The following is a 19,011-nucleotide window of genomic DNA, read 5'->3' as shown; positions in this document are numbered from 1 at the left end:
GTGTGGCACGCCGCGGGCCGGTCCGGCGGATCCGCCGGACCGGCCCGCGGCCGCCCCCGTCGACCGCGTCAGGCCGCGGCGACCAGCACCCCGGCCGGCTCCAGGGCCAGCTTGAGCACCTCCCGCACATCGGCCACCGGGTGGACGGTGAGCCGCTCCAGCACCTCGGCCGGGACGTCGTCCAGGTCGGCCTCGTTGCGCTTGGGGATGATCACCGTGGTGACGCCGGCCCGGTCGGCGGCGAGCAGCTTCTGCTTCACCCCGCCGATCGGCAGCACCCGCCCGGTCAGCGACACCTCGCCCGTCATCGCCACGTCGGTGCGCACCTTGCGACCGGAGAGCAGCGAGGCCAGCGCCGTGGTCATGGTGATGCCGGCGCTCGGCCCGTCCTTGGGGACGGCCCCGGCCGGGACGTGCAGGTGCACGCCGCGGTCGCGCAGCGAGGTGACCGGCAGCTCCAGCTCGGCGCCGCGCGAGCGGAGGAAGGAGAGCGCGATGTGCGCGGACTCCTTCATCACGTCGCCCAGCTGCCCGGTCAGGGTGAGTCCGGTGCCGCCGGTCTCGGCGTCGGCCAGCGAGGCCTCGATGTAGAGGACGTCGCCGCCGGCGCCGGTGACGGCGAGGCCGGTGGCCACACCGGGGACGGCGGTGCGCCGCTCGGCGGGCGCCTGGGCGGCCTCCGGCACGTGGTGCGGGCGGCCGATCAGGGCGCGCAGGTCCGCCGCGCCGATCGCGGCGGGCAGTTCCCGCTCGCCGAGCTCGGCCTGGGCGGCGATCTTGCGCAGCACCCGGGCGATCGAGCGCTCCAGGGTGCGCACGCCCGCCTCCCGGGTGTACTCCCCGGCCAGCCGGCGCAGCGCCTCCTCGTCGACGCTGACCTGCCCGTCGCCCAGGCCGGCCTTCTCCAGCTGGCGCGGGAGCAGGTGGTCGCGGGCGATGACGACCTTCTCGTCCTCGGTGTAGCCGTCCAGGCGGACCAGCTCCATCCGGTCGAGCAGCGGCTCGGGGATGGCCTCCAGCACGTTGGCGGTGGCGAGGAAGACGACGTCGGAGAGGTCGAGCTCGACCTCCAGGTAGTGGTCCCGGAAGGTGTGGTTCTGGGCCGGGTCCAGCACCTCCAGCAGGGCGGCGGCCGGGTCGCCCCGGTAGTCGGAGCCGACCTTGTCGATCTCGTCGAGCAGGACGACCGGGTTCATCGAACCGGCCTCCTTGATCGCCCGCACCAGGCGGCCGGGCAGCGCGCCGACGTAGGTGCGCCGGTGGCCGCGGATCTCCGCCTCGTCCCGGACGCCGCCGAGGGCGACCCGGACGAACTTACGGCCCATGGCGCGGGCCACGCTCTCGCCGAGCGAGGTCTTGCCGACGCCGGGCGGCCCGACCAGGGCCAGCACCGCTCCTCCGCGACGGCCGCCGATCAGGCCGAGCCCCTGGTCGGCCCGGCGCTTGCGGACGGCCAGGTACTCGACGATCCGCTCCTTGACGTCGCCCAGACCCGCGTGGTCGGCGTCGAGCACGGCGCGGGCGCCGGCGATGTCGTAGGCGTCCTCGGTGCGCTCGTTCCAGGGCAGCTCCAGGACGGTGTCCAGCCAGGTGCGGATCCAGGAGCCCTCGGGCGACTGGTCGGAGGAGCGCTCCAGCTTGTCGACCTCCTTGAGCGCGGCCTCGCGGACCTTCTCGGGCAGGTCGGCGGCCTCGACCCGGGCGCGGTAGTCGCCCTCCTCGTCGGCCGGGTCGCCGTTCAGCTCGGCCAGCTCCTTGCGGACGGCCTCCAGCTGGCGGCGGAGCAGGAACTCCTTCTGCTGCTTGGCCACGCCCTCCTCGACGTCCTTGCGGATGGTGTCGTTGACCTCCTCCTCGGCGAGGTGGTCGCGCAGCAGCGTGAGCGCGTACTCCAGGCGGGCGACCTGGTCGGCCTCCAGCAGCACCTTGAGCTTCTGCTCGGCGGTGGCGAAGGGCGCGTAGCCGATGTTGTCGGCGAGTTCGCCGACGCCCTCGATCTGGGCCACCCGGTCGACGATCTGCCAGGCGCCGCGCTTGCGCAGCCACTGGGTGGACAGCGCCTTGTACTCCTTGACCAGCTCGGCGGCCCGCCCGGCCACCGGCGTGCCGACCGAGGACTCCTTGAACGGCGTGGTCTCCACCCAGAGGGCGGCGCCGGGGCCGGTGGTGCCGACCCCGATCCGGACCCGGCGCACGGCGCGCACCAGCGCGGCCGGCTGCCCGATCGTGCCAGGGCCGTCGGCCAGCCGGCCGACCTGTTCCACGGTGGCCAGCGTGCCGGCCGCCGCGTACGAGCCGTCCACCCGCGGGACCAGCAGGACCTGGGGCTTGCCGGAACCGGTGGCCGCAGCACGGGCGGCCTCGACCGCGGCACGCACCTCGGTGTCCTTGAGGTCCAGCGGGACGACCATGCCCGGGAGCACGACCTCGTCGTCGAGGGGCAGCACGGGCAGGGTGAGCGGTGTGGACGTCGATGCCATGATCTCTCCCCGGTCAGTGAACTTGAGTCGACCTGACTAAGGATTTGCGAGCGCGGGTTGTTCCCCGCACCTTGTTCGCTGTGAGCGAACGGGCTCGTCACCGGAACGGCCAGGGGGAGGCGGCGTCAAAAGAGAGCGGAAAGAACGCCCCAAGAGCGCCCGGGCGCCGGCACCTCAGGGCGTCAGGAATCAGGAGTCAGGGCGCCCGAGCATCAGGGTGCGGTGGACGGCCGGACCCCGGCCCGCACCGCCGAGGCGGCGGCGGAGCCGACCGCCAGCGCCCGCGCCGCACGGATCCGCGGGTCGGGCGGGCGCCGCTCGATCCGGCCCAGCCAGCGCCACAGCGCCATCCCGGTGAGCAGTGCGGCCGGATGACCCACCGCCGTGACCAGGTCCTCCTGGGCGGCGATCTGCTGGGCGAGCCACAGCCCGACGCCGGCCAGCGCCACCACCCGCGCACGCCGCGGCAGGGTGCCCACCGCCGCGCCCAGGCAGGCGAGCACGCCGTAGCTGACCCCGATGTCCAGCTGGTCCATCGCCGCCGGCGCCAGCCGCCCGGTCTCCACCGCGGTGATCACCACGCCCTGGGAGAGCAGCGTGGCCGCGACGTGCCCGGCGGCGAACACCGCCGCCGCCCGGGCCGGGCCGACCCTGCGCTCCAGCGGCGCCAGGGTGAGGGCGAAGCCCCACAGGTAGGGCAGCCACGATCCCCCGGCCACCCAGAACCCGCTGAGCACCAGGGCGCGCAGGGGGTGCTGGAGCAGGTTGTGGCCGTCCGAGCTGGAAGCCGCCTGCAAGCGCTGGACGAGTTCCGGATCGGCGATCCGGGCGAAGGTCGAGGTGACTCCGACGACCGCGAGATATCCGATCGTGAAGGGAGTGCGCCGAGGTGTCGGCACGCGTTCCAGCAGCCATTCCAGGGCGCCGCCGCGCGGCCCGTGCCGGAGCATTCCGAACCGCGCCCCCGAAGGCGCGCGCCCGCCGGCATCCCACCGCAGTCCAGCCATGACGCCTCCGCTCCACCCCCGCAGCCGCCGGTGCCCGGAGGCGCCCGACCCACCGGCGCGGAGGCCGGAATCCGCCCTGCGGGGCGTTGTCGCGGCCACGCTACGTCGAGGTTCTGAGAGGCACCTGAGAAAAGCCCGTGAAGGCCGTCGACGCCGGGACCGGCCGGATTCCCGACATTGGTCCAGACCTTCTCCCTATTAACGCGTCAGTAGGGCCTCTGACCGGCGACTTGGCGTCAACTGGACTGCATACGTACCGTTACGCAGTGAAAATTCGCCGGGTAAGGTATCGGCCCGTGCCCACTCGTGCGGTGGGCCCGAGGGCGGCCGGACAGCCGGCCCAGCGGGCCGGAAACGTCCGGTCCGCCTGCCGGGAGGCATCCGCTGTCCGTACGCTGCGAAGTGCGTGGGAGGAGTGGACGGAAGACCTTCCGTCCTCCACTCCCGGGCGTATCAAACGGGACGGCGGACCCGGCACAGTCCACGACGGAACAAGACTACGAGCGGAGCCCCGCCATCCCCACAGGTGGCCGGCCCGCAGCCCTGGGGGCGGTGGCGTGACCGTGACAGAAATTCAGCAGGACAACCCCAACACCGGCGGCACTGTGAGCAGCCAGCGCAGAGTGCTGGTGGTGGAGGACGAACCCACGATCGCCGAGTCGATCGCGGCCCGACTGGGCGCGGAGGGCTTCAAGGTCGCCGTGGCCCACGACGGCCCCGGCGCGGTGGACGGCTTCCACACCTGGCAGCCGGACCTGGTGGTCCTGGACATCATGCTGCCCGGCTTCGACGGGCTGGAGGTGTGCCGCCGGATCCAGGCCCAACGCCCGGTGCCGGTACTGATGCTGACCGCCCGCGACGACGAGACGGACCTGCTGGTCGGCCTCGGCGTCGGTGCCGACGACTACATGACCAAGCCGTTCTCCATGCGCGAACTGGCGGCCCGGGTCAACGTGCTGCTGCGCCGCGTCGAGCGCGCCCAGCAGGCGGCCCGTACGCCGGCGCTGGGCAGCCTGCGCTTCGGCGAGTTGGAGATCGACCACGTGCAGCGCCGGGTCCGGCTGGCCTCGGGCGACGTCCACCTGACGCCGACCGAGTTCGACCTGCTGGCCTGCCTGGCCGCCCAGCCGCGCGCGGTGCTCACCCGCGAGCAGCTGCTGGCCGAGGTCTGGGACTGGACCGACGCGTCCGGCACCCGCACCGTGGACAGCCACGTGAAGGCGCTGCGGCGCAAGATCGGCGCCAGCTGGATCCGCACCGTGCACGGCGTCGGATACGCACTGGAGGCCCCGCTCTCCTGACGGGACTTCGGGCGACGGGCCACCGGGGGGCCCGTGTCCGAACACCGCAGTGCAGACCCGCGGGGACCACAGGGGACCAATGACCTTTCCACAGCAACGCAACGGGGACGCCGACGGCGCGCGCCCGCAGACCCTCGCGGCCCGCGCGGCCAGCCGGGTCTGGGCCGACATCCGTCCGCTCGACCCGGTCCGCTCGATCAAGGGCAAGCTCGCCCTGCTGGTGATCGTCTCCGTGTTCCTGGCCACCGGGATGGTGGTCGTGGCGATCCGGTCCGAGACCCAGATCCGGATCATCATGGTCTTCTCCATGATCGCCTCGCTGCTGTTCATGCAGTTCCTCGCGCACGGGCTGACCGCCCCGCTGCGCGAGATGACGGACGCCGCCCGCGCGATGGCCTCCGGCGACTACAGCCGCCGGGTCGAGGTGAACTCGCGCGACGAGATCGGCGAACTGGCGGCCGCCTTCAACGGCATGGCCGCCGACCTCCAGGCCGCCGACCGGCACCGCCGCGAGCTGGTCGCCAACGTCTCGCACGAGCTGCGCACGCCGATCGCCGCGCTGCGCGCCGTGCTGGAGAACGTGGTGGACGGCGTCGTCCAGCCCAATCCGGCGACGCTGGGGGCCGCACTGGAGCAGACCGAGCGGCTCGGCCGCCTGGTCACCCACCTGCTGGACCTCTCCAAGATCGACGACGGCGTGGTCGACCTGGACGCCCGCCCCTTCGAGGTGCGCGAGTTCCTGGACGGCGTGCTGCGCGGGGTCACCGTGGACGGCGCGACGGCCGGCGGGGCCTTCTCCAGACGCGGCGACGTCCGGCTGGCCCTGGAGGTCAGCCCGGCCGGCCTGACCGCCGTGGCGGACCCGGAACGGCTCCACCAGGTGGTCGCCAACCTGGTCGACAACGCCTGCAAGCACTCGCCGCCCGGCGGCACCGTGACGGTGCGCGCCCGGCCCGACGGCGAGGACGGCGGCCTGCTGCTGGAGGTCCAGGACGAGGGCCCCGGCATCCCGCCGGCGGACCGCAGCCGGGTCTTCGAGCGGTTCAGCCGCAGCGGCACCGCCACGGCCTCCGGGCCGGGCTCGGACGGCGGCACCGGGCTGGGCCTGGCGATCGCCCGCTGGGCGGTGGACCTGCACGGCGGACGGATCGCGGTGGCGGAGTCGCCGCGCGGCTGCCGGATCGAGGTCAGACTGCCCGGGCAGTCCTGAGCGGGCGGCCTGAGCGGGCGGCCCGAGCGGGCAGTCCGAGCGGCCGGGACATTTGTCACAGATCCGACACAGCCGCATACGAAGATCGTCAATTGATTCGTGTGGCCCTTTGTCCGTTTTCGCCCCGGTTTGAGGGGTGATCGGGCCCGATCGATTCCCCTCAGATACGGCTTTCTAACGTAGTTTTTCAGCCAAACTGCAGGTCAGGACTGTGATCTGGGCGACGCCTGGGGCCCGGGGACTGCGCGATCACTGGTCAGGGGCGTAGCCTTAATCCCCGCTGTCCAAACATCCCAAAAGGAAGCGGAAGAGGGCGGTTGCCGCCGTGTCGCCACAGTCCCCTGAAACCCCCAACAGCTCGGCAAGCTCCACTGGCTTCGGCCCCAATGAGTGGCTCGTCGATGAGATCTACCAGCAGTACCTCCAGGACCCGAACTCGGTAGACCGAGCCTGGTGGGACTTTTTCGCCGACTACAAGCCCGGTACCGAGGTGACCCCAGTGACCCAGGCCGCGACCCAGGCCGGCCCCACGCCGACCCCTGCCGCTGCCCCCGCGCCCGCTGCTGCTGCTCCGGCCGCACCCGCGCCCGCCGCCCCGGCCGCTCCGGCCCCGGCTGCCGCCCCGCTCGCCGCCGCGCCCGCCGCGCCCCCGGCCCCCAAGGCCGCGGCTCCGGCCGCGCCCGCCGCCACCGCTGCGGCCGGCCCCGAGCTGGTCCAGCTGCGCGGCCCGGCCAAGGCCGTCGCCACCAACATGGACGCCTCGCTGGAGGTGCCGACCGCGACCTCGGTCCGCGCCGTCCCGGCGAAGCTGTTGATCGACAACCGCATCGTCATCAACAACCACCTGCAGCGCGCCCGCGGCGGCAAGGTCTCCTTCACCCACCTGATCGGTTACGCCCTGGTCCAGGCCATCAAGGCCTCCCCGGGCATGAACCACAGCTACAAGGTGGAGGACGGCAAGGCCTTCCTGGTCAAGCCGGAGCACGTCAACCTCGGCCTGGCGATCGACCTGGTCAAGCCGAACGGCGACCGCCAGCTCGTCGTCGCGGCCATCAAGAAGGCCGAGACCCTCGACTTCTTCGGCTTCTGGCAGGCCTACGAGGACATCGTCCGCCGGGCCCGCGCCAACAAGCTGACCATGGACGACTTCACCGGCGTCACGGTCTCGCTGACCAACCCCGGCGGCATCGGCACCGTGCACTCCGTGCCGCGCCTGATGCAGAACCAGGGCACCATCGTCGGCGTCGGCGCCATGGAGTACCCGGCCGAGTTCCAGGGCTCCGCCCCGGAGACCCTGTCCCGCCTGGGCGTCTCCAAGATCATGACGCTGACCTCGACCTACGACCACCGCGTCATCCAGGGCGCGGCGTCGGGCGAGTTCCTGCGCGAGATCCACCGGCTGCTGCTCGGCGAGAACGGCTTCTACGACGAGATCTTCGAGTCGCTGCGGATCCCGTACGAGCCGGTCCGCTGGGCCACCGACGTCGCCACCACCCACGACGACGAGGTCAACAAGACCGCGCGCGTCATGGAGCTGATCCACTCCTACCGGGTCCGCGGTCACCTGATGGCCGACACCGACCCGCTGGAGTACAAGCAGCGCAAGCACCCCGACCTGGACGTCACCACCCACGGCCTCACCCTGTGGGACCTGGAGCGCGAGTTCGCGGTCGGCGGCTTCGGCGGCCAGAAGATGATGAAGCTCCGCGACATCCTCGGCCTGCTGCGCAACACGTACTGCCGCACCGTCGGCATCGAGTACATGCACATCCAGGACCCGAAGCAGCGCAAGTGGCTGCAGGAGCGCCTGGAGAAGCCGTACTCGAAGCCGGAGCGCGAGGAGCAGCTGCGGATCCTGCGCCGGCTGAACTCGGCCGAGGCCTTCGAGACCTTCCTGCAGACCAAGTACGTCGGCCAGAAGCGCTTCTCGCTGGAGGGCGGTGAGTCGCTGATCGCCATGCTGGACGCGACCATCGACGCCGCCGCCGAGCACCGCCTGGACGAGGCCGTCATCGGCATGGCCCACCGCGGCCGCCTGAACGTGCTGGCCAACATCGTCGGCAAGCCGTACGGCAAGATCTTCGGCGAGTTCGAGGGCAACCTCGACCCGAAGTCGATGCACGGCTCCGGCGACGTCAAGTACCACCTGGGCGCCGAGGGCACCTTCACCGGCCTGGACGGCGAGACCATCAAGGTCTCGCTCGCCGCGAACCCCTCCCACCTGGAGGCCGTGGACCCGGTCGTCGAGGGCATCGCCCGCGCCAAGCAGGACATCCTGGACCAGGGCGGCACCACCTTCCCGGTGCTGCCGATCCAGATCCACGGCGACGCGGCCTTCGCCGGCCAGGGCGTCGTCGCGGAGACCCTGAACATGTCGCAGCTGCGCGGCTACCGCACCGGCGGCACCGTGCACGTCGTGGTGAACAACCAGGTCGGCTTCACCGCCGCCCCGGCGTCCTCGCGCTCCTCGATGTACTGCACCGACGTGGCCCGCATGATCGAGGCCCCGATCTTCCACGTGAACGGCGACGACCCGGAGGCCGTGGTCCGCGTCGCGCGGCTCGCCTTCGAGTTCCGCCAGGCGTTCCACAAGGACGTCGTGATCGACCTCATCTGCTACCGCCGCCGCGGTCACAACGAGGCCGACAACCCGTCGTTCACCCAGCCGCTGATGTACGACCTGATCGACAAGAAGCGCTCGGTGCGCAAGCTGTACACCGAGGGCCTGATCGGTCGCGGCGACATCACCATGGAAGAGGCGGAGCAGGCGCTCCAGGACTTCCAGGGCCAGCTGGAGAAGGTCTTCGCCGAGGTCCGCGACGCGGCCCAGGCGCCGGCCCCGACCGCCGGCGGCAAGCCGCAGGCCGACTTCCCGGTCAACATCCAGACCGGCATCTCCCAGGAGATGGTGAAGCGGATCGCCGCCTCGCAGGTCAACCTGCCGGACTGGCTGACCGTCCACCCGCGCCTGCTGCCGCAGCTGCAGCGCCGCGCCGCCTCGGTCGAGGACAACACCATCGACTGGGCGATGGGCGAGACCCTCGCCATCGGCTCGCTGCTCATGGAGGGCCACCCGGTCCGCCTGGCCGGCCAGGACAGCCGCCGCGGCACCTTCGGCCAGCGGCACGCCGTCCTGATCGACCGCAAGACCGGCGAGGACTACACCCCGCTGCAGTACCTCACCGAGGACCAGGCCCGCTACACCGTCTACGACAGCCTGCTGTCGGAGTACGCGGCCATGGGCTTCGAGTACGGCTACTCGCTGACCCGCCCGAACTCGCTGGTCATGTGGGAGGCGCAGTTCGGCGACTTCGTCAACGGCGCGCAGACCATGGTGGACGAGTACATCGCCTCCGCCGAGCAGAAGTGGGGCCAGCACTCCGGCGTCACCCTGCTGCTGCCGCACGGCTACGAGGGCCAGGGACCGGACCACTCGTCCGCCCGTCCGGAGCGTTTCCTGCAGATGTGCGCGCAGGACAACATGACGGTCGCGATGCCGACCCTGCCGTCGAACTACTTCCACCTGCTGCGCTGGCAGGCGCACAACCCGCACCACAAGCCGCTGGTCGTCTTCACCCCGAAGTCGATGCTGCGTCTCAAGGCCGCGGCGAGTGCGACCGAGGAGTTCCTGTCCGGCTCGTTCCGCCCGGTCATCGGCGACACCACCGTCGACCCGGCGCAGGTCCGCAAGGTGGTCATCACCGCCGGCAAGTTCTACTACGACGTGGCGGCGGCCCGTGCCGAGCGCGGCGTCACCGACACGGCGATCGTCCGGGTCGAGCGGCTCTACCCGCTACCGGTGGCCGAGCTCCAGGAGGAGCTCGCCCGCTACGGCGACAACGTCCAGTTCGTCTGGGCGCAGGAGGAGCCGGCCAACCAGGGTGCCTGGCCGTTCATCGCGATGAACCTGGTCGACCACCTGCAGGTCGTCATCGGCCGCTCCGGCGGCGACGCCCGCCTGCGCCGGGTGGCCCGCACCGCGGCCTCGTCGCCGGCGGTCGGCTCCGCCAAGCGGCACGCGGCCGAGCAGCAGGCGCTGATCGAGGAGATCTTCGCGCTCTGACGCGCGCAGGCTCCGCAGCACCGCTGACGCCCGCGGCCCCGTCTCCCGACCAGGGAGGCGGGGCCGCGGGCGTACCGGCCGACCGCCACCACGACGGCCGGCCCCGACTATCCTGACCAGGTCAATCCCCATCCGACCGGAGCGAACCGTGTACTTCACCGACCGAGGCATCGAGGAGCTGGAGAGCCGGCGCGGCGAGGAGGAGGTCACCTTCGAGTGGCTGGCCGAGCGCCTGCGCGAGTTCGTCGACCTCAACCCGGACTTCGAGATCCCGGTCGAGCGGCTGGCCACCTGGCTGGCCCGGCTCGACGACGAGGACGACGACGAGTGACGTCCTGACGGCACGTGCGAAGGGCCCGGGAGGCGACCGCCTCCCGGGCCCTTCGCGCGTCTCCCGTAGGGGACGGGCTCCGGGATGCCTCCGGGACGGGTTCAGGGGTGGAACCGCTTGCTTTTCCCGGCACGCGATATATCGTCTTTGGAAGAGAACGCGATACATCGCGATCCGCTACGGGAGGCGGCAGAGATGAGCCAGTGGACGATCGAGGGGCCCGGCAGGACCACGTTCGAGGACGCGGTCCGCGCGCTGCACGTACGCGTCATCGACGGCACGGTGAACGTGGTCGCGGCCGAGGGCCCGGCCCGCCTGGAGGTCACCGACCTCCAGGGCGACCCGCTGCACCTGACGCTGGTCGACGGCGTCCTGACCGTCACCTACAAGGACATCAACAGCTGGGGCGAGTTCGGCACCTGGATCAAGTCGGTCGGCTCGGTCCGCAACTTCTTCGACTCGTTCAAGCGCAAGCGCTCCGTCGACATCACCCTGACCGTGCCGGCCGGCACCGAGGTCAAGGTCGGCACCGTCTCGGCCCACTCCACCGTCAGCGGCATCGACGGCCACGTCTCGGTGCAGAGCGCCGGCGGCGACACCACCCTGGCCGGGGTCACCGGGCGGATCGACGCGAGCACCGTCACCGGCGACGTGGACGCCCAGGCGGTCGGCGGCCAGCTCAAGGTCAACACGGTCTCCGGGCAGCTCACCGTGATCGCCGGCACCGCCGACCGGATCCAGGCCAACACCGTCACCGGCGCCGTCACCCTGGACCTCGACGTGGCCGGCGAGACCGACGTCAAGGTCAACACGGTCAGCGGCCCGGTCGTGGTCCGGATCCCCTCGCTGGCCGACGCCACCGTCGAGGCCGGCTCCACCAGCGGCGACGTCTCCAGCACCTTCGACGAGCTCAAGATGAGCAGCACCTGGGGCGCCAAGAAGATCACCGGCCAGATCGGCGAGGGCCGCGGCAGCCTCAACGTCACCACCGTCTCCGGCGCGGTCACCGTGCTGCGCCGCCCCGAGTCGGAGGACGACGCCCCGGTGGTGGTCCGGGAGCTCCCGGCCGGCCCCGTCTCCGACGCGCCCACCGGCCCCGACCTCACCAAGGAGGCCTGAGATGACCCCCGTATTCGGCCACGGCCGGCTCCGGCTCTACCTGCTGAAGCTGCTGGACGAAGCGCCGCGGCACGGCTACGAGGTGATCCGCCTGCTGGAGGAGCGCTTCCAGGGCCTGTACGCCCCCTCCGCCGGCACGGTCTACCCGCGGCTGGCGAAGCTGGAGCAGGAGGGCCTGGTCAGCCACAGCACCGAGGGCGGCCGCAAGGTCTATCAGCTGACCGACGCCGGGCGCGCCGAACTCGAAGCCCGCCAGGTCGAGTTGGACGAGCTGGAGGTGGAGATCCACGACTCGGTGGCCCAGCTCGCCGGGGCGATCCGGGAGGACGTCCGGGACAGCGCCAAGGACCTGCGCGAGGAGCTCTGGAAGGCCGCCGAGCAGGCCCCCCGGCCGGACCGCACCGAGACCGGCGGAGACCCGTGGGCCGGGCCCTGGGGCGACAACGACTCCTGGCAGCGCGCCAAGGAGGAGTTCGCCCAGTTCAAGCGGCAGGCCAAGGAGCAGGCGAAGCGCGCCCGGGAGCAGGAGCGGGCCGCCAAGGCCAAGGCGAAGGCCGCCGAGGAGGAGGCCCGCCGGCTGCGCGAGCAGGCCAAGGCCTCCCGCACCGCCGCCCAGCAGGAGGCGCTGCGGATCAAGCGCCGGGTCGAGCAGCAGGTGCGCGAGCACGCCGCCAAGGGCGACTGGCCGACCGGGCTGGCCGAGGGCCTGTCCGAGCTGACCAAGGGCCTGGCCGGGCTGGCCGACGCGGCCCGCTGGGGCCACCCGACGGGCGAGGCCGGCGCGTCCGCCGAGACGTCCGAGGCGTCCGGGACGTCCGAGCGGATCACGGTCACCCGGATCGACCTGGACAAGGACTCGGGCGCGGACTCGGGCGCGGACTCGGGCGCGGACTCCGGCCAGGGCCAGGACGCGCCGACCACCCCCGCCGACCTGCCGCCGTGGGCGCGCACCGACCCGGACGGCGACCCGTCCCGCGAACTGGAGCGGCTGCTCGACCGCTTCCGCGACCAGGTCCGCGACGCGGCCCGGGACGGCGGGGTGAGCGCCGACAAGCTGGCCGAGGCCCGCTCGGTGCTGGGCACCGCCGGCGAGCGGCTGAAGCGGCTGCTCGGCTGACCCGACCGGCTACGCAGGCCCGGTGCCCCGGACGGGGCGCCGGGCCGCCGTACGTCAGGGGTTGAGCACGATCTTGCCGAAGACCTCGCCCTTGGCGAGCCGGGCGAAGCCGTCCCGGGCCTCGGCCAGCGGCAGCACCGAGTCGATCACCGGACGGACCCCGGTGTTCGCGCACAGGGACAGCAGCCCGGCCAGCTCCTCCTTGGTGCCCATGGTCGAGCCGACCACCTTGAGCTCCAGGAAGAAGATCCGGTTCAGCTCGGCGGCCTTCGGGCTGGGGCCGGAGGTGGCACCCGAGATGACGATGGTGCCGCCCGGGCGCAGCGACTTCACCGAGTGCGACCAGGTCGCGGCGCCGACCGTCTCCATCACCGCGTCCACCCGGGCGGGCAGCCGGGCACCGCTCTCGAAGGCCGCGTCCGCGCCGAGCTCGACCGCCCGGTGGCGCTTGGCCTCGTCCCGGCCGGTGACCCAGACCCGCAGGCCGGCCGCCTTGCCGAGGACGATCAGCGCGGTCGCCACCCCGCCGCCGGCGCCCTGCACCAGCACCGTGTCACCGGGCTTGACCCCGGCGTTGGTGAACAGCATCCGGTACGCCGTCAGCCAGGCCGTGGGCAGGCAGGCGGCCTCCTCGAAGCTCAGCTCGGAGGGCTTGGGCAGCAGGTTCCAGGTGGGCACGGCCACCCGCTGGGCGAAGGTGCCCTGGTAACGCTCGGTCAGGATGGACCGGGACTCCTTCGGGCCCACCCCGTGACCGGACTGGCCGATCACCGAGTGGATGACCACCTCGTTGCCGTCCTCGTCGACCCCCGCGGCGTCGCAGCCCAGGATCATCGGCAGCTTCTCGGCGGGCAGGCCGACTCCGCGCAGCGACCACAGGTCGTGGTGGTTGAGGCTGGCGGCCTTGACCGTGACCACGCTCCACCCGGGGCGGGCCTGCGGCTCGGGGAGTTCGCCCAACTCCAGCCCGCTGAGCGGGTCGTCGGCGTCGATACGGGCGGCATAGGCAGCAAACATGCCCCGGACACTAGCCGGGACGGCCGGGGCCGGGAACCACGCGTAGGTGTGACGCGTGTCCCGGCTGCTATTCCCCCGCTCGCCTCCGGGGCGCTCCGACCCGGTGCCGACGGTCGGCGCTCCCTCGCTCCTTCGTCGCTCCCTCGCGCTCTCCCTTTCGGCACCGGCGCGCCCCTTCGGCTCGGGGGGGCGGGGGAGCGGGCCGTCGTGGCCGGCGCGCTCCCCCGGCCCCGGGGGCTGGTGCCCGATCGTCAGATCCGGGCGACGCCCTCGGCGCGGGCGGCCTCGGCCACGGCCTTGGTGACCGCCGGGGCGACCCGCTCGTCGAACGGCGAGGGGATCACCTTCTGCGGGGTCAGCTCGTCGGCCACCACGGCGGCCAGCGCCTTGGCGGCGGCCAGCTTCATGCCCTCGGTGATCCGGGAGGCCCGCACCTGGAGGGCACCGGCGAAGATGCCCGGGAAGGCCAGCACGTTGTTGATCTGGTTCGGGAAGTCGCTGCGCCCGGTGGCGACGACCGCCGCGTACTTGTGCGCGACCTCGGGGTGGATCTCCGGGTTGGGGTTGGCCATCGCGAAGATGAACGCGCCCTCGGCCATGGTCGCCACGACCTCCTCCGGCACGGTGCCGCCGGAGACGCCGATGAACACGTCGGCGCCGGCCAGCGCGTCGGCCAGCGAGCCCTTGAGCTCCGAACGGTTGGTCAGCTCGGCGATCTCGGCCTTGACGTCCGTCAGGTCCTCGCGGCCCCGGTACACCACGCCCTTGCGGTCGCAGACGGAGACGTCGCCGATGCCCGCCGCCAGCAGCATCTTGGCGATGGCGATGCCGGCCGCGCCGGCGCCGGAGATGACGGCCCGCAGCGCGCCGATCTCCCGGCCGGTCACCTTCGCGGCGTTCCACAGGGCGGCGGTGGTGACGATCGCGGTGCCGTGCTGGTCGTCGTGGAAGACCGGGATGTCCAGGGCGTCCTGGAGCCGGCGCTCGATCTCGAAGCAGCGCGGGGCGGAGATGTCCTCCAGGTTGACGCCGCCGAAGGACGGGGCCAGCCGGACCACCGTCTCGACGATCTCGTCCACCTCGGTGCAGGCGAGCGCGATCGGCACCGCGTCCACCCCGCCGAACTGCTTGAACAGGATGGCCTTGCCCTCCATCACGGGGAGCGAGGCCTCCGGGCCGATGTCACCGAGTCCCAGCACGGCGGTGCCGTCGGTGACCACCGCGACGGTGTTGGACTTCCAGGTGTAGTCGTTGACCAGCTCCGGCTGCTCGGCGATGGCCGTGCAGACCCGGGCGACACCGGGGGTGTAGGCGAGGGACAGGTCGTCCGCGTCGCGCACCGGCACGGTCGCCCGGATCTCCATCTTGCCGCCGCGGTGGAGCGCGAAAACGGCGTCGACCGGATCGTCGGTGTCCTGGGTGCTGCTGATGATCTCCGCTGCCACGATGACCTCTTCGTCATTGTTCTGGCGAGGTGCGCGGCCGACGGACTCGGCGCCCCGGCCGTAAGCCGGAAACCGGGTACGCCGAAGCGGACCCGGGGTCGGGGCGGGGGCGCTGCCGTCGGGTGGCGCCCTCGGATGAGGGTTTTTATGGGGTCTTGTGTTGTCCGCTTGTGCTACCGGGCCGAGCGTAGGTCGGACCAAGGCATCGCACCTATGCCTTTTCGTCCTCGTCACGCGCAGTTCATCGCCGTGCTGTCGCGTCGGCTGGGGCCCGGTGTCGGAAGCGCCGGGCTCCGGCGGCGGCAACGGCGCTGAGGCACGCGCACCCGCAAGTGTGAACGCAGATCCGTAGGGGATCGGTGCCCCGGATACGGAGCCACGTGATGACTTCCGGTCCTGAGCACCCCGAGCCTGTCGGGGCTCGTCGGTCTGGTTCGAGCGTTCGGGGGTCACCCGGTACCGAATTCTGACACACCCGCCGCCGGGCCCGGCAGGGTGGGATGGCAGGATCGCTTGTCCGCCGTTCGGCGTACACCGGCGCGCCATCGCGGTGACAACGGTTCCGCCCTCAGGAGCAACCCTCATGCCTCACCTCCCCCATGCCCGCCGCCCGGCCGTCGCCGCGGCCGCCCTGGCCGCCGCCGGCGCCCTGCTGCTCACCGGTTGCGGCGGTGGCGGGCAGGCCACCGCCGACGACCCGGTCAAGGACGTCCGCGCCAAGCTGCCGAAGGCCCAGCGCTCGGCCGGCGTGCTGCGCATCGGCATGGACGTCAACTACGCGCCGGTGGAGTTCCGCGGCCCGGACGGCAAGCCGACCGGCCTCGACCCGGAACTCGCCGCCGCCCTCGGCCGGATCCTCGACGTGCGGATCGAGTTCGTGGACACCCCCTTCGACAAGCTGATCCCCAACCTCCAGGGCAAGCAGTTCGACGTGGCGATGTCCGCGCTCAGCGACGTGCGCGCGCGCCGCGAGGGCCTGGACGCCGACGGCAAGCAGGTCAACCCGGGCGTGGACTTCGTCGACTACTTCATCGCCGGCACCTCGATCGTCGTCCCGAAGGGCAACCCCAAGGGCATCAGGACCCTGGACGACCTGTGCGGCCGGACGGTCGCCTTCCAGCAGGGCACCACCCAGGACGAGATCGCCACCCGGCAGATCGCCGTCTGCGCCCGCACCGGCAAGCAGCTGACCGTGCACCGCTTCGACACCGACGCCAAGGCGCTGGCCGAGGTCTCCGCCGGCACGGCCGTGGCCGGCCTGAACGACTTCCCGGTGGCCGCCTACGCGGCGAAGACCACGGACGGCGGCAGCCGCTTCGAGGTGACCGGCGCCCAGTCCACCTCCAACCCGTACGGCATCGCGGTCCGCAAGCAGGACACCGAGCTGCGCGACACCCTGTCCAAGGCGGTGGACCAGCTGATCCGCGGCGGCGAGTACGACAAGATCCTCGCCAAGTGGAACGTGAGCGCGGGCGCGGCGCAGAACGCGGTGGTCAACGGGGGCATCTGACCCCCGCGGGGCGGCGGGGCGCGGGCGGGGCCGCGGGGCAGCGGCGGGGCGTCCGGGAAGAGCACAGGCGGATCTGCATACTTATACGCAGGGTGACAGGGGCACGCGATCCGTCCGAATAGCGGACAGCACGTGCCCTCGTTATCCGATTTTGATCTGGATGAGGGCCACCTGACCGTCATCAGATGGCAGGATTCCCCCCATCTCGGATCGAGCCGACCACCGGTCGAGGCGGTTCAGGTCGACGTCCACCTCGGCGGAGGGTTGGCGGAAGCAGTACCCGGCACCACCCTGGGCGGCCCCCTGCGCCCAGCCAACTGCACCACCCGGCAACGCACGTACGACGACGTACAGCGACGAACCATCCGTACGGCTCCGTACGGCCAGCTGCCCCGGTGCGCCGCTCCCGCGGCGCGCTCCGCCCGATTTCTCTCCCCAGGAGGAGATCCCCCTCATGACCGCCCGTACCCAGCGCACCCGCCTCTTCGCGGCCGGCGTGGCTGCCGTCTCCGTGTCCCTCGTGCTGACCGGCTGTGGCAGCAGCAAGTCGTCGTCCGGTTCCTCCGCCGGCGCCAACCCGAACGCGACGGTCCCCGCCGTGACCGCCGACGCGTCCCTGGCCGCCCTCATCCCGGCCGACGTCAAGTCCGCCGGCAAGATCGTGGTCGCCACCGACGCCTCCTACGCGCCCAACGAGTTCAAGGACGACAAGGGCGCCATCGTCGGCATGGACGTGGACCTGGCCAACGCCATCGCCAAGAAGCTGGGCCTGACCGCTGACGTCCAGAACGCCACCTTCGACGCGATCATCCCGGGGATCACCGGCAACAAGTACACGATGAGCATGAGCTCCTTCACCGACACGAAGGAGCGCGAGGCGTCGGTCGACATGGTCACCTACTTCAGCGCCGGCACGGGCGCCGCGGTCAAGAAGGGGAACCCCGACAAGATCGACCCCAAGGACCTCTGCGGCAAGAAGGTCGCCGTCCAGACCGGCACCACGCAGGCCAAGGACATCACGGACACCATCAACCCCGCCTGCACCAAGGCCGGCAAGCCGACCGTCCCGAACGACGGCGACAAGTTCGACCTCCAGACCGACGTCACCCAGGCCCTGGTCTCCGGCCGCGACCAGGTCATGCTGGCCGACTCCCCGGTCGTCGACTACGCGATCAAGCAGACCAACGGCCAGCTGGACAAGGTCGGCGACGTGACCGACACCGCCCCGTACGGCATCGTCCTGCCGAAGGGCTCGCCGCTCTCCAAGGCCGTCCAGGGCGCCGTCCAGTCCCTGATGGCGGACGGCACCTACAAGAGCATCCTGGAGAAGTGGGGCGTGCAGGCGGGCTCGATCGACAAGTCCGTCATCAACGGCGCCACCAGCTGATTCCGCCGTTCTGACCACAACCCCTGAGGCCACACAGTGAACTCTTCCGACCAGGGGTCGGTTCCCCCGGGACGGCCCGAAACCCTCAAGGCCGTCCCGGTCCGCCACCCCGGACGCTGGGTCGGGGCAGCAGTCGTCGCGCTCCTCGCGGCGATGCTGATCCACGCCCTCACCACGAATCCCCAATTCCAGTGGGACGTCGTCGGCAAATACATCTTCGACTCCTCGATCCTGCACGGCCTCGGCGTCACTCTCGAACTGACCTTCCTCTCCATGCTGATCGGCGTCTCGGGCGGCGTGATCCTCGCGATCATGCGCCTGTCGCCGAACCCGGTGCTGTCCAGCACCGCCTGGTTCTACATCTGGGTCTTCCGCGGCACCCCGGTCCTGGTCCAGCTGCTGTTCTGGAACTTCCTGGGCACGCTGTGGGCCAACATCTCGATCGGCATCCCGTTCGGCCCGGCCTTCTGGTCGCAGCCGACCAACGAGGCGATCCCGCTGTTCGTCGCCGCGCTGCTGGGCCTCGGTCTCAACGAGGCCGCCTACATGGCGGAGATCGTCCGCGGCGGCATCCAGTCCGTGCCGCTCGGCCAGACCGAGGCCGCGCACGCGCTGGGCATGAGCCAGTTCAACACCATGCGGCGGATCATCCTGCCGCAGGCCATGCGCGTGATCATCCCGCCGACCGGCAACGAGACCATCTCGATGCTGAAGACCACCTCGCTGGTCTCGTCGATCGCCCTGGAGGAGCTGCTCCGGGCCGGCCAGAACATCTACTCGCGCACGTTCCAGACCATTCCGCTGCTGATCGTCGTCAGCATCTGGTACCTGCTGATGACCTCGATCCTCACCGTGGTCCAGTACTACATCGAGCGCCACTACGCCCGCGGCGCCAACCGGGTGCTCCCGCCCACGCCGCTGCAGCGGCTGCGCCGCCTGTTCGCCGGTCGGCCCGTCCCGCCGGCGAAGGACGACGTGGTGCCCGGCCTCGAAGGAGGTGGCCACGTATGACCGATCTGACGAA

Annotated in this window: 13 protein-coding genes; 9 read left to right on the top strand and 4 right to left on the bottom strand. The window is 71.6% G+C overall.

The features are described from left to right. Positions 1-68 precede the first annotated feature (68 nt). Both lon and ACFVXG_RS37255 read right to left on the bottom strand, forming a co-directional pair. Positions 69-2,480 (bottom strand): endopeptidase La, encoded by a 2,412-nt coding sequence (lon, locus tag ACFVXG_RS37260; protein WP_387934259.1) that lies wholly within the window; start codon positions 2,478-2,480, stop codon positions 69-71. 212 nt (positions 2,481-2,692) lie between these two features. After that, the gene (locus tag ACFVXG_RS37255) at positions 2,693-3,430 is read right to left on the bottom strand and encodes a rhomboid-like protein (protein ID WP_387934257.1); all 738 of its coding nucleotides are present in this window, start codon (positions 3,428-3,430) and stop codon (positions 2,693-2,695) included. Positions 3,431-4,050: 620 nt separating this feature from the next. On the opposite strand from ACFVXG_RS37255, the gene ACFVXG_RS37250 reads away from it, so the two are divergent. The 6 genes from ACFVXG_RS37250 (at position 4,051) to ACFVXG_RS37225 (ending at position 12,628) form a co-directional block, all read left to right on the top strand. Continuing rightward, on the top strand, positions 4,051-4,788 hold the full coding sequence (locus ACFVXG_RS37250; RefSeq protein WP_094742879.1) for a response regulator transcription factor: 738 nt from the start codon (positions 4,051-4,053) through the stop codon (positions 4,786-4,788). 79 nt (positions 4,789-4,867) lie between these two features. Further along, positions 4,868-5,998, top strand: a complete 1,131-nt coding sequence (locus ACFVXG_RS37245) for an ATP-binding protein (protein WP_350504421.1) — start codon at positions 4,868-4,870, stop codon at positions 5,996-5,998. A gap of 325 nt (positions 5,999-6,323) precedes the next feature. After that, on the top strand, positions 6,324-10,061 hold the full coding sequence (locus ACFVXG_RS37240) for a multifunctional oxoglutarate decarboxylase/oxoglutarate dehydrogenase thiamine pyrophosphate-binding subunit/dihydrolipoyllysine-residue succinyltransferase subunit (protein WP_387934255.1): 3,738 nt from the start codon (positions 6,324-6,326) through the stop codon (positions 10,059-10,061). Between the two features lie 148 nt (positions 10,062-10,209). After that, positions 10,210-10,392: a DUF6104 family protein gene (locus ACFVXG_RS37235; RefSeq protein WP_350504423.1), complete on the top strand. Its 183-nt coding sequence runs from the start codon at positions 10,210-10,212 to the stop codon at positions 10,390-10,392. A gap of 195 nt (positions 10,393-10,587) precedes the next feature. Continuing rightward, positions 10,588-11,511 carry a DUF4097 domain-containing protein gene (locus tag ACFVXG_RS37230; protein WP_387934253.1) on the top strand — a complete coding sequence of 308 codons (924 nt, stop codon included), beginning with the start codon at positions 10,588-10,590 and terminating at the stop codon, positions 11,509-11,511. Position 11,512: 1 nt separating this feature from the next. Beyond that, a complete protein-coding gene (locus ACFVXG_RS37225; protein WP_387934251.1) occupies positions 11,513-12,628 on the top strand; it encodes a PadR family transcriptional regulator in 1,116 nt (371 codons plus the stop codon). Between the two features lie 54 nt (positions 12,629-12,682). On the opposite strand, the gene ACFVXG_RS37220 is transcribed toward ACFVXG_RS37225, so the two are convergent. Both ACFVXG_RS37220 and ACFVXG_RS37215 read right to left on the bottom strand, forming a co-directional pair. After that, on the bottom strand, positions 12,683-13,645 hold the full coding sequence (locus tag ACFVXG_RS37220; protein ID WP_387934250.1) for a zinc-binding dehydrogenase: 963 nt from the start codon (positions 13,643-13,645) through the stop codon (positions 12,683-12,685). A 251-nt stretch (positions 13,646-13,896) separates the two neighbouring features. Then, complete coding sequence (locus tag ACFVXG_RS37215) at positions 13,897-15,090, bottom strand: NADP-dependent malic enzyme (RefSeq protein WP_387934248.1); 1,194 nt, start codon at positions 15,088-15,090, stop codon at positions 13,897-13,899. Between the two features lie 583 nt (positions 15,091-15,673). Here ACFVXG_RS37215 and ACFVXG_RS37210 point away from each other — a divergent pair. The 3 genes from ACFVXG_RS37210 (at position 15,674) to ACFVXG_RS37200 (ending at position 18,998) form a co-directional block, all read left to right on the top strand. Next, positions 15,674-16,600 carry an ABC transporter substrate-binding protein gene (locus ACFVXG_RS37210; protein ID WP_387934246.1) on the top strand — a complete coding sequence of 309 codons (927 nt, stop codon included), beginning with the start codon at positions 15,674-15,676 and terminating at the stop codon, positions 16,598-16,600. Positions 16,601-17,054: 454 nt separating this feature from the next. After that, positions 17,055-17,987: an ABC transporter substrate-binding protein gene (locus ACFVXG_RS37205; RefSeq protein ID WP_387934244.1), complete on the top strand. Its 933-nt coding sequence runs from the start codon at positions 17,055-17,057 to the stop codon at positions 17,985-17,987. Between the two features lie 153 nt (positions 17,988-18,140). Beyond that, positions 18,141-18,998, top strand: coding sequence for an amino acid ABC transporter permease (locus ACFVXG_RS37200; RefSeq protein WP_350504430.1), 858 nt, complete (start codon positions 18,141-18,143; stop codon positions 18,996-18,998). Positions 18,999-19,011 lie beyond the last annotated feature (13 nt).

The sequence above is a fragment of the Kitasatospora sp. NPDC058162 genome (genome assembly GCF_042884005.1).
Lineage (GTDB): Bacteria > Actinomycetota > Actinomycetes > Streptomycetales > Streptomycetaceae > Kitasatospora.
The sequence above is the reverse complement of the archived record's forward strand: the minus strand, read 5'-3'. Positions and strand labels throughout refer to the sequence as shown.

What these genes read in the sequence shown, in the direction of transcription:
- ACFVXG_RS37220 (WP_387934250.1), bottom strand. Translation starts at nt 13,645, where the DNA reads ATGTTTGCTGCCTATGCCGCCCGTATCGACGCCGACGACCCGCTCAGC.
- ACFVXG_RS37210 (WP_387934246.1), top strand. Translation starts at nt 15,674, where the DNA reads ATGCCTCACCTCCCCCATGCCCGCCGCCCGGCCGTCGCCGCGGCCGCC.
- lon (WP_387934259.1), bottom strand. Translation starts at nt 2,480, where the DNA reads ATGGCATCGACGTCCACACCGCTCACCCTGCCCGTGCTGCCCCTCGAC.
- ACFVXG_RS37205 (WP_387934244.1), top strand. Translation starts at nt 17,055, where the DNA reads ATGACCGCCCGTACCCAGCGCACCCGCCTCTTCGCGGCCGGCGTGGCT.
- ACFVXG_RS37255 (WP_387934257.1), bottom strand. Translation starts at nt 3,430, where the DNA reads ATGCTCCGGCACGGGCCGCGCGGCGGCGCCCTGGAATGGCTGCTGGAA.
- ACFVXG_RS37245 (WP_350504421.1), top strand. Translation starts at nt 4,868, where the DNA reads ATGACCTTTCCACAGCAACGCAACGGGGACGCCGACGGCGCGCGCCCG.
- ACFVXG_RS37200 (WP_350504430.1), top strand. Translation starts at nt 18,141, where the DNA reads ATGCTGATCCACGCCCTCACCACGAATCCCCAATTCCAGTGGGACGTC.
- ACFVXG_RS37230 (WP_387934253.1), top strand. Translation starts at nt 10,588, where the DNA reads ATGAGCCAGTGGACGATCGAGGGGCCCGGCAGGACCACGTTCGAGGAC.
- ACFVXG_RS37225 (WP_387934251.1), top strand. Translation starts at nt 11,513, where the DNA reads ATGACCCCCGTATTCGGCCACGGCCGGCTCCGGCTCTACCTGCTGAAG.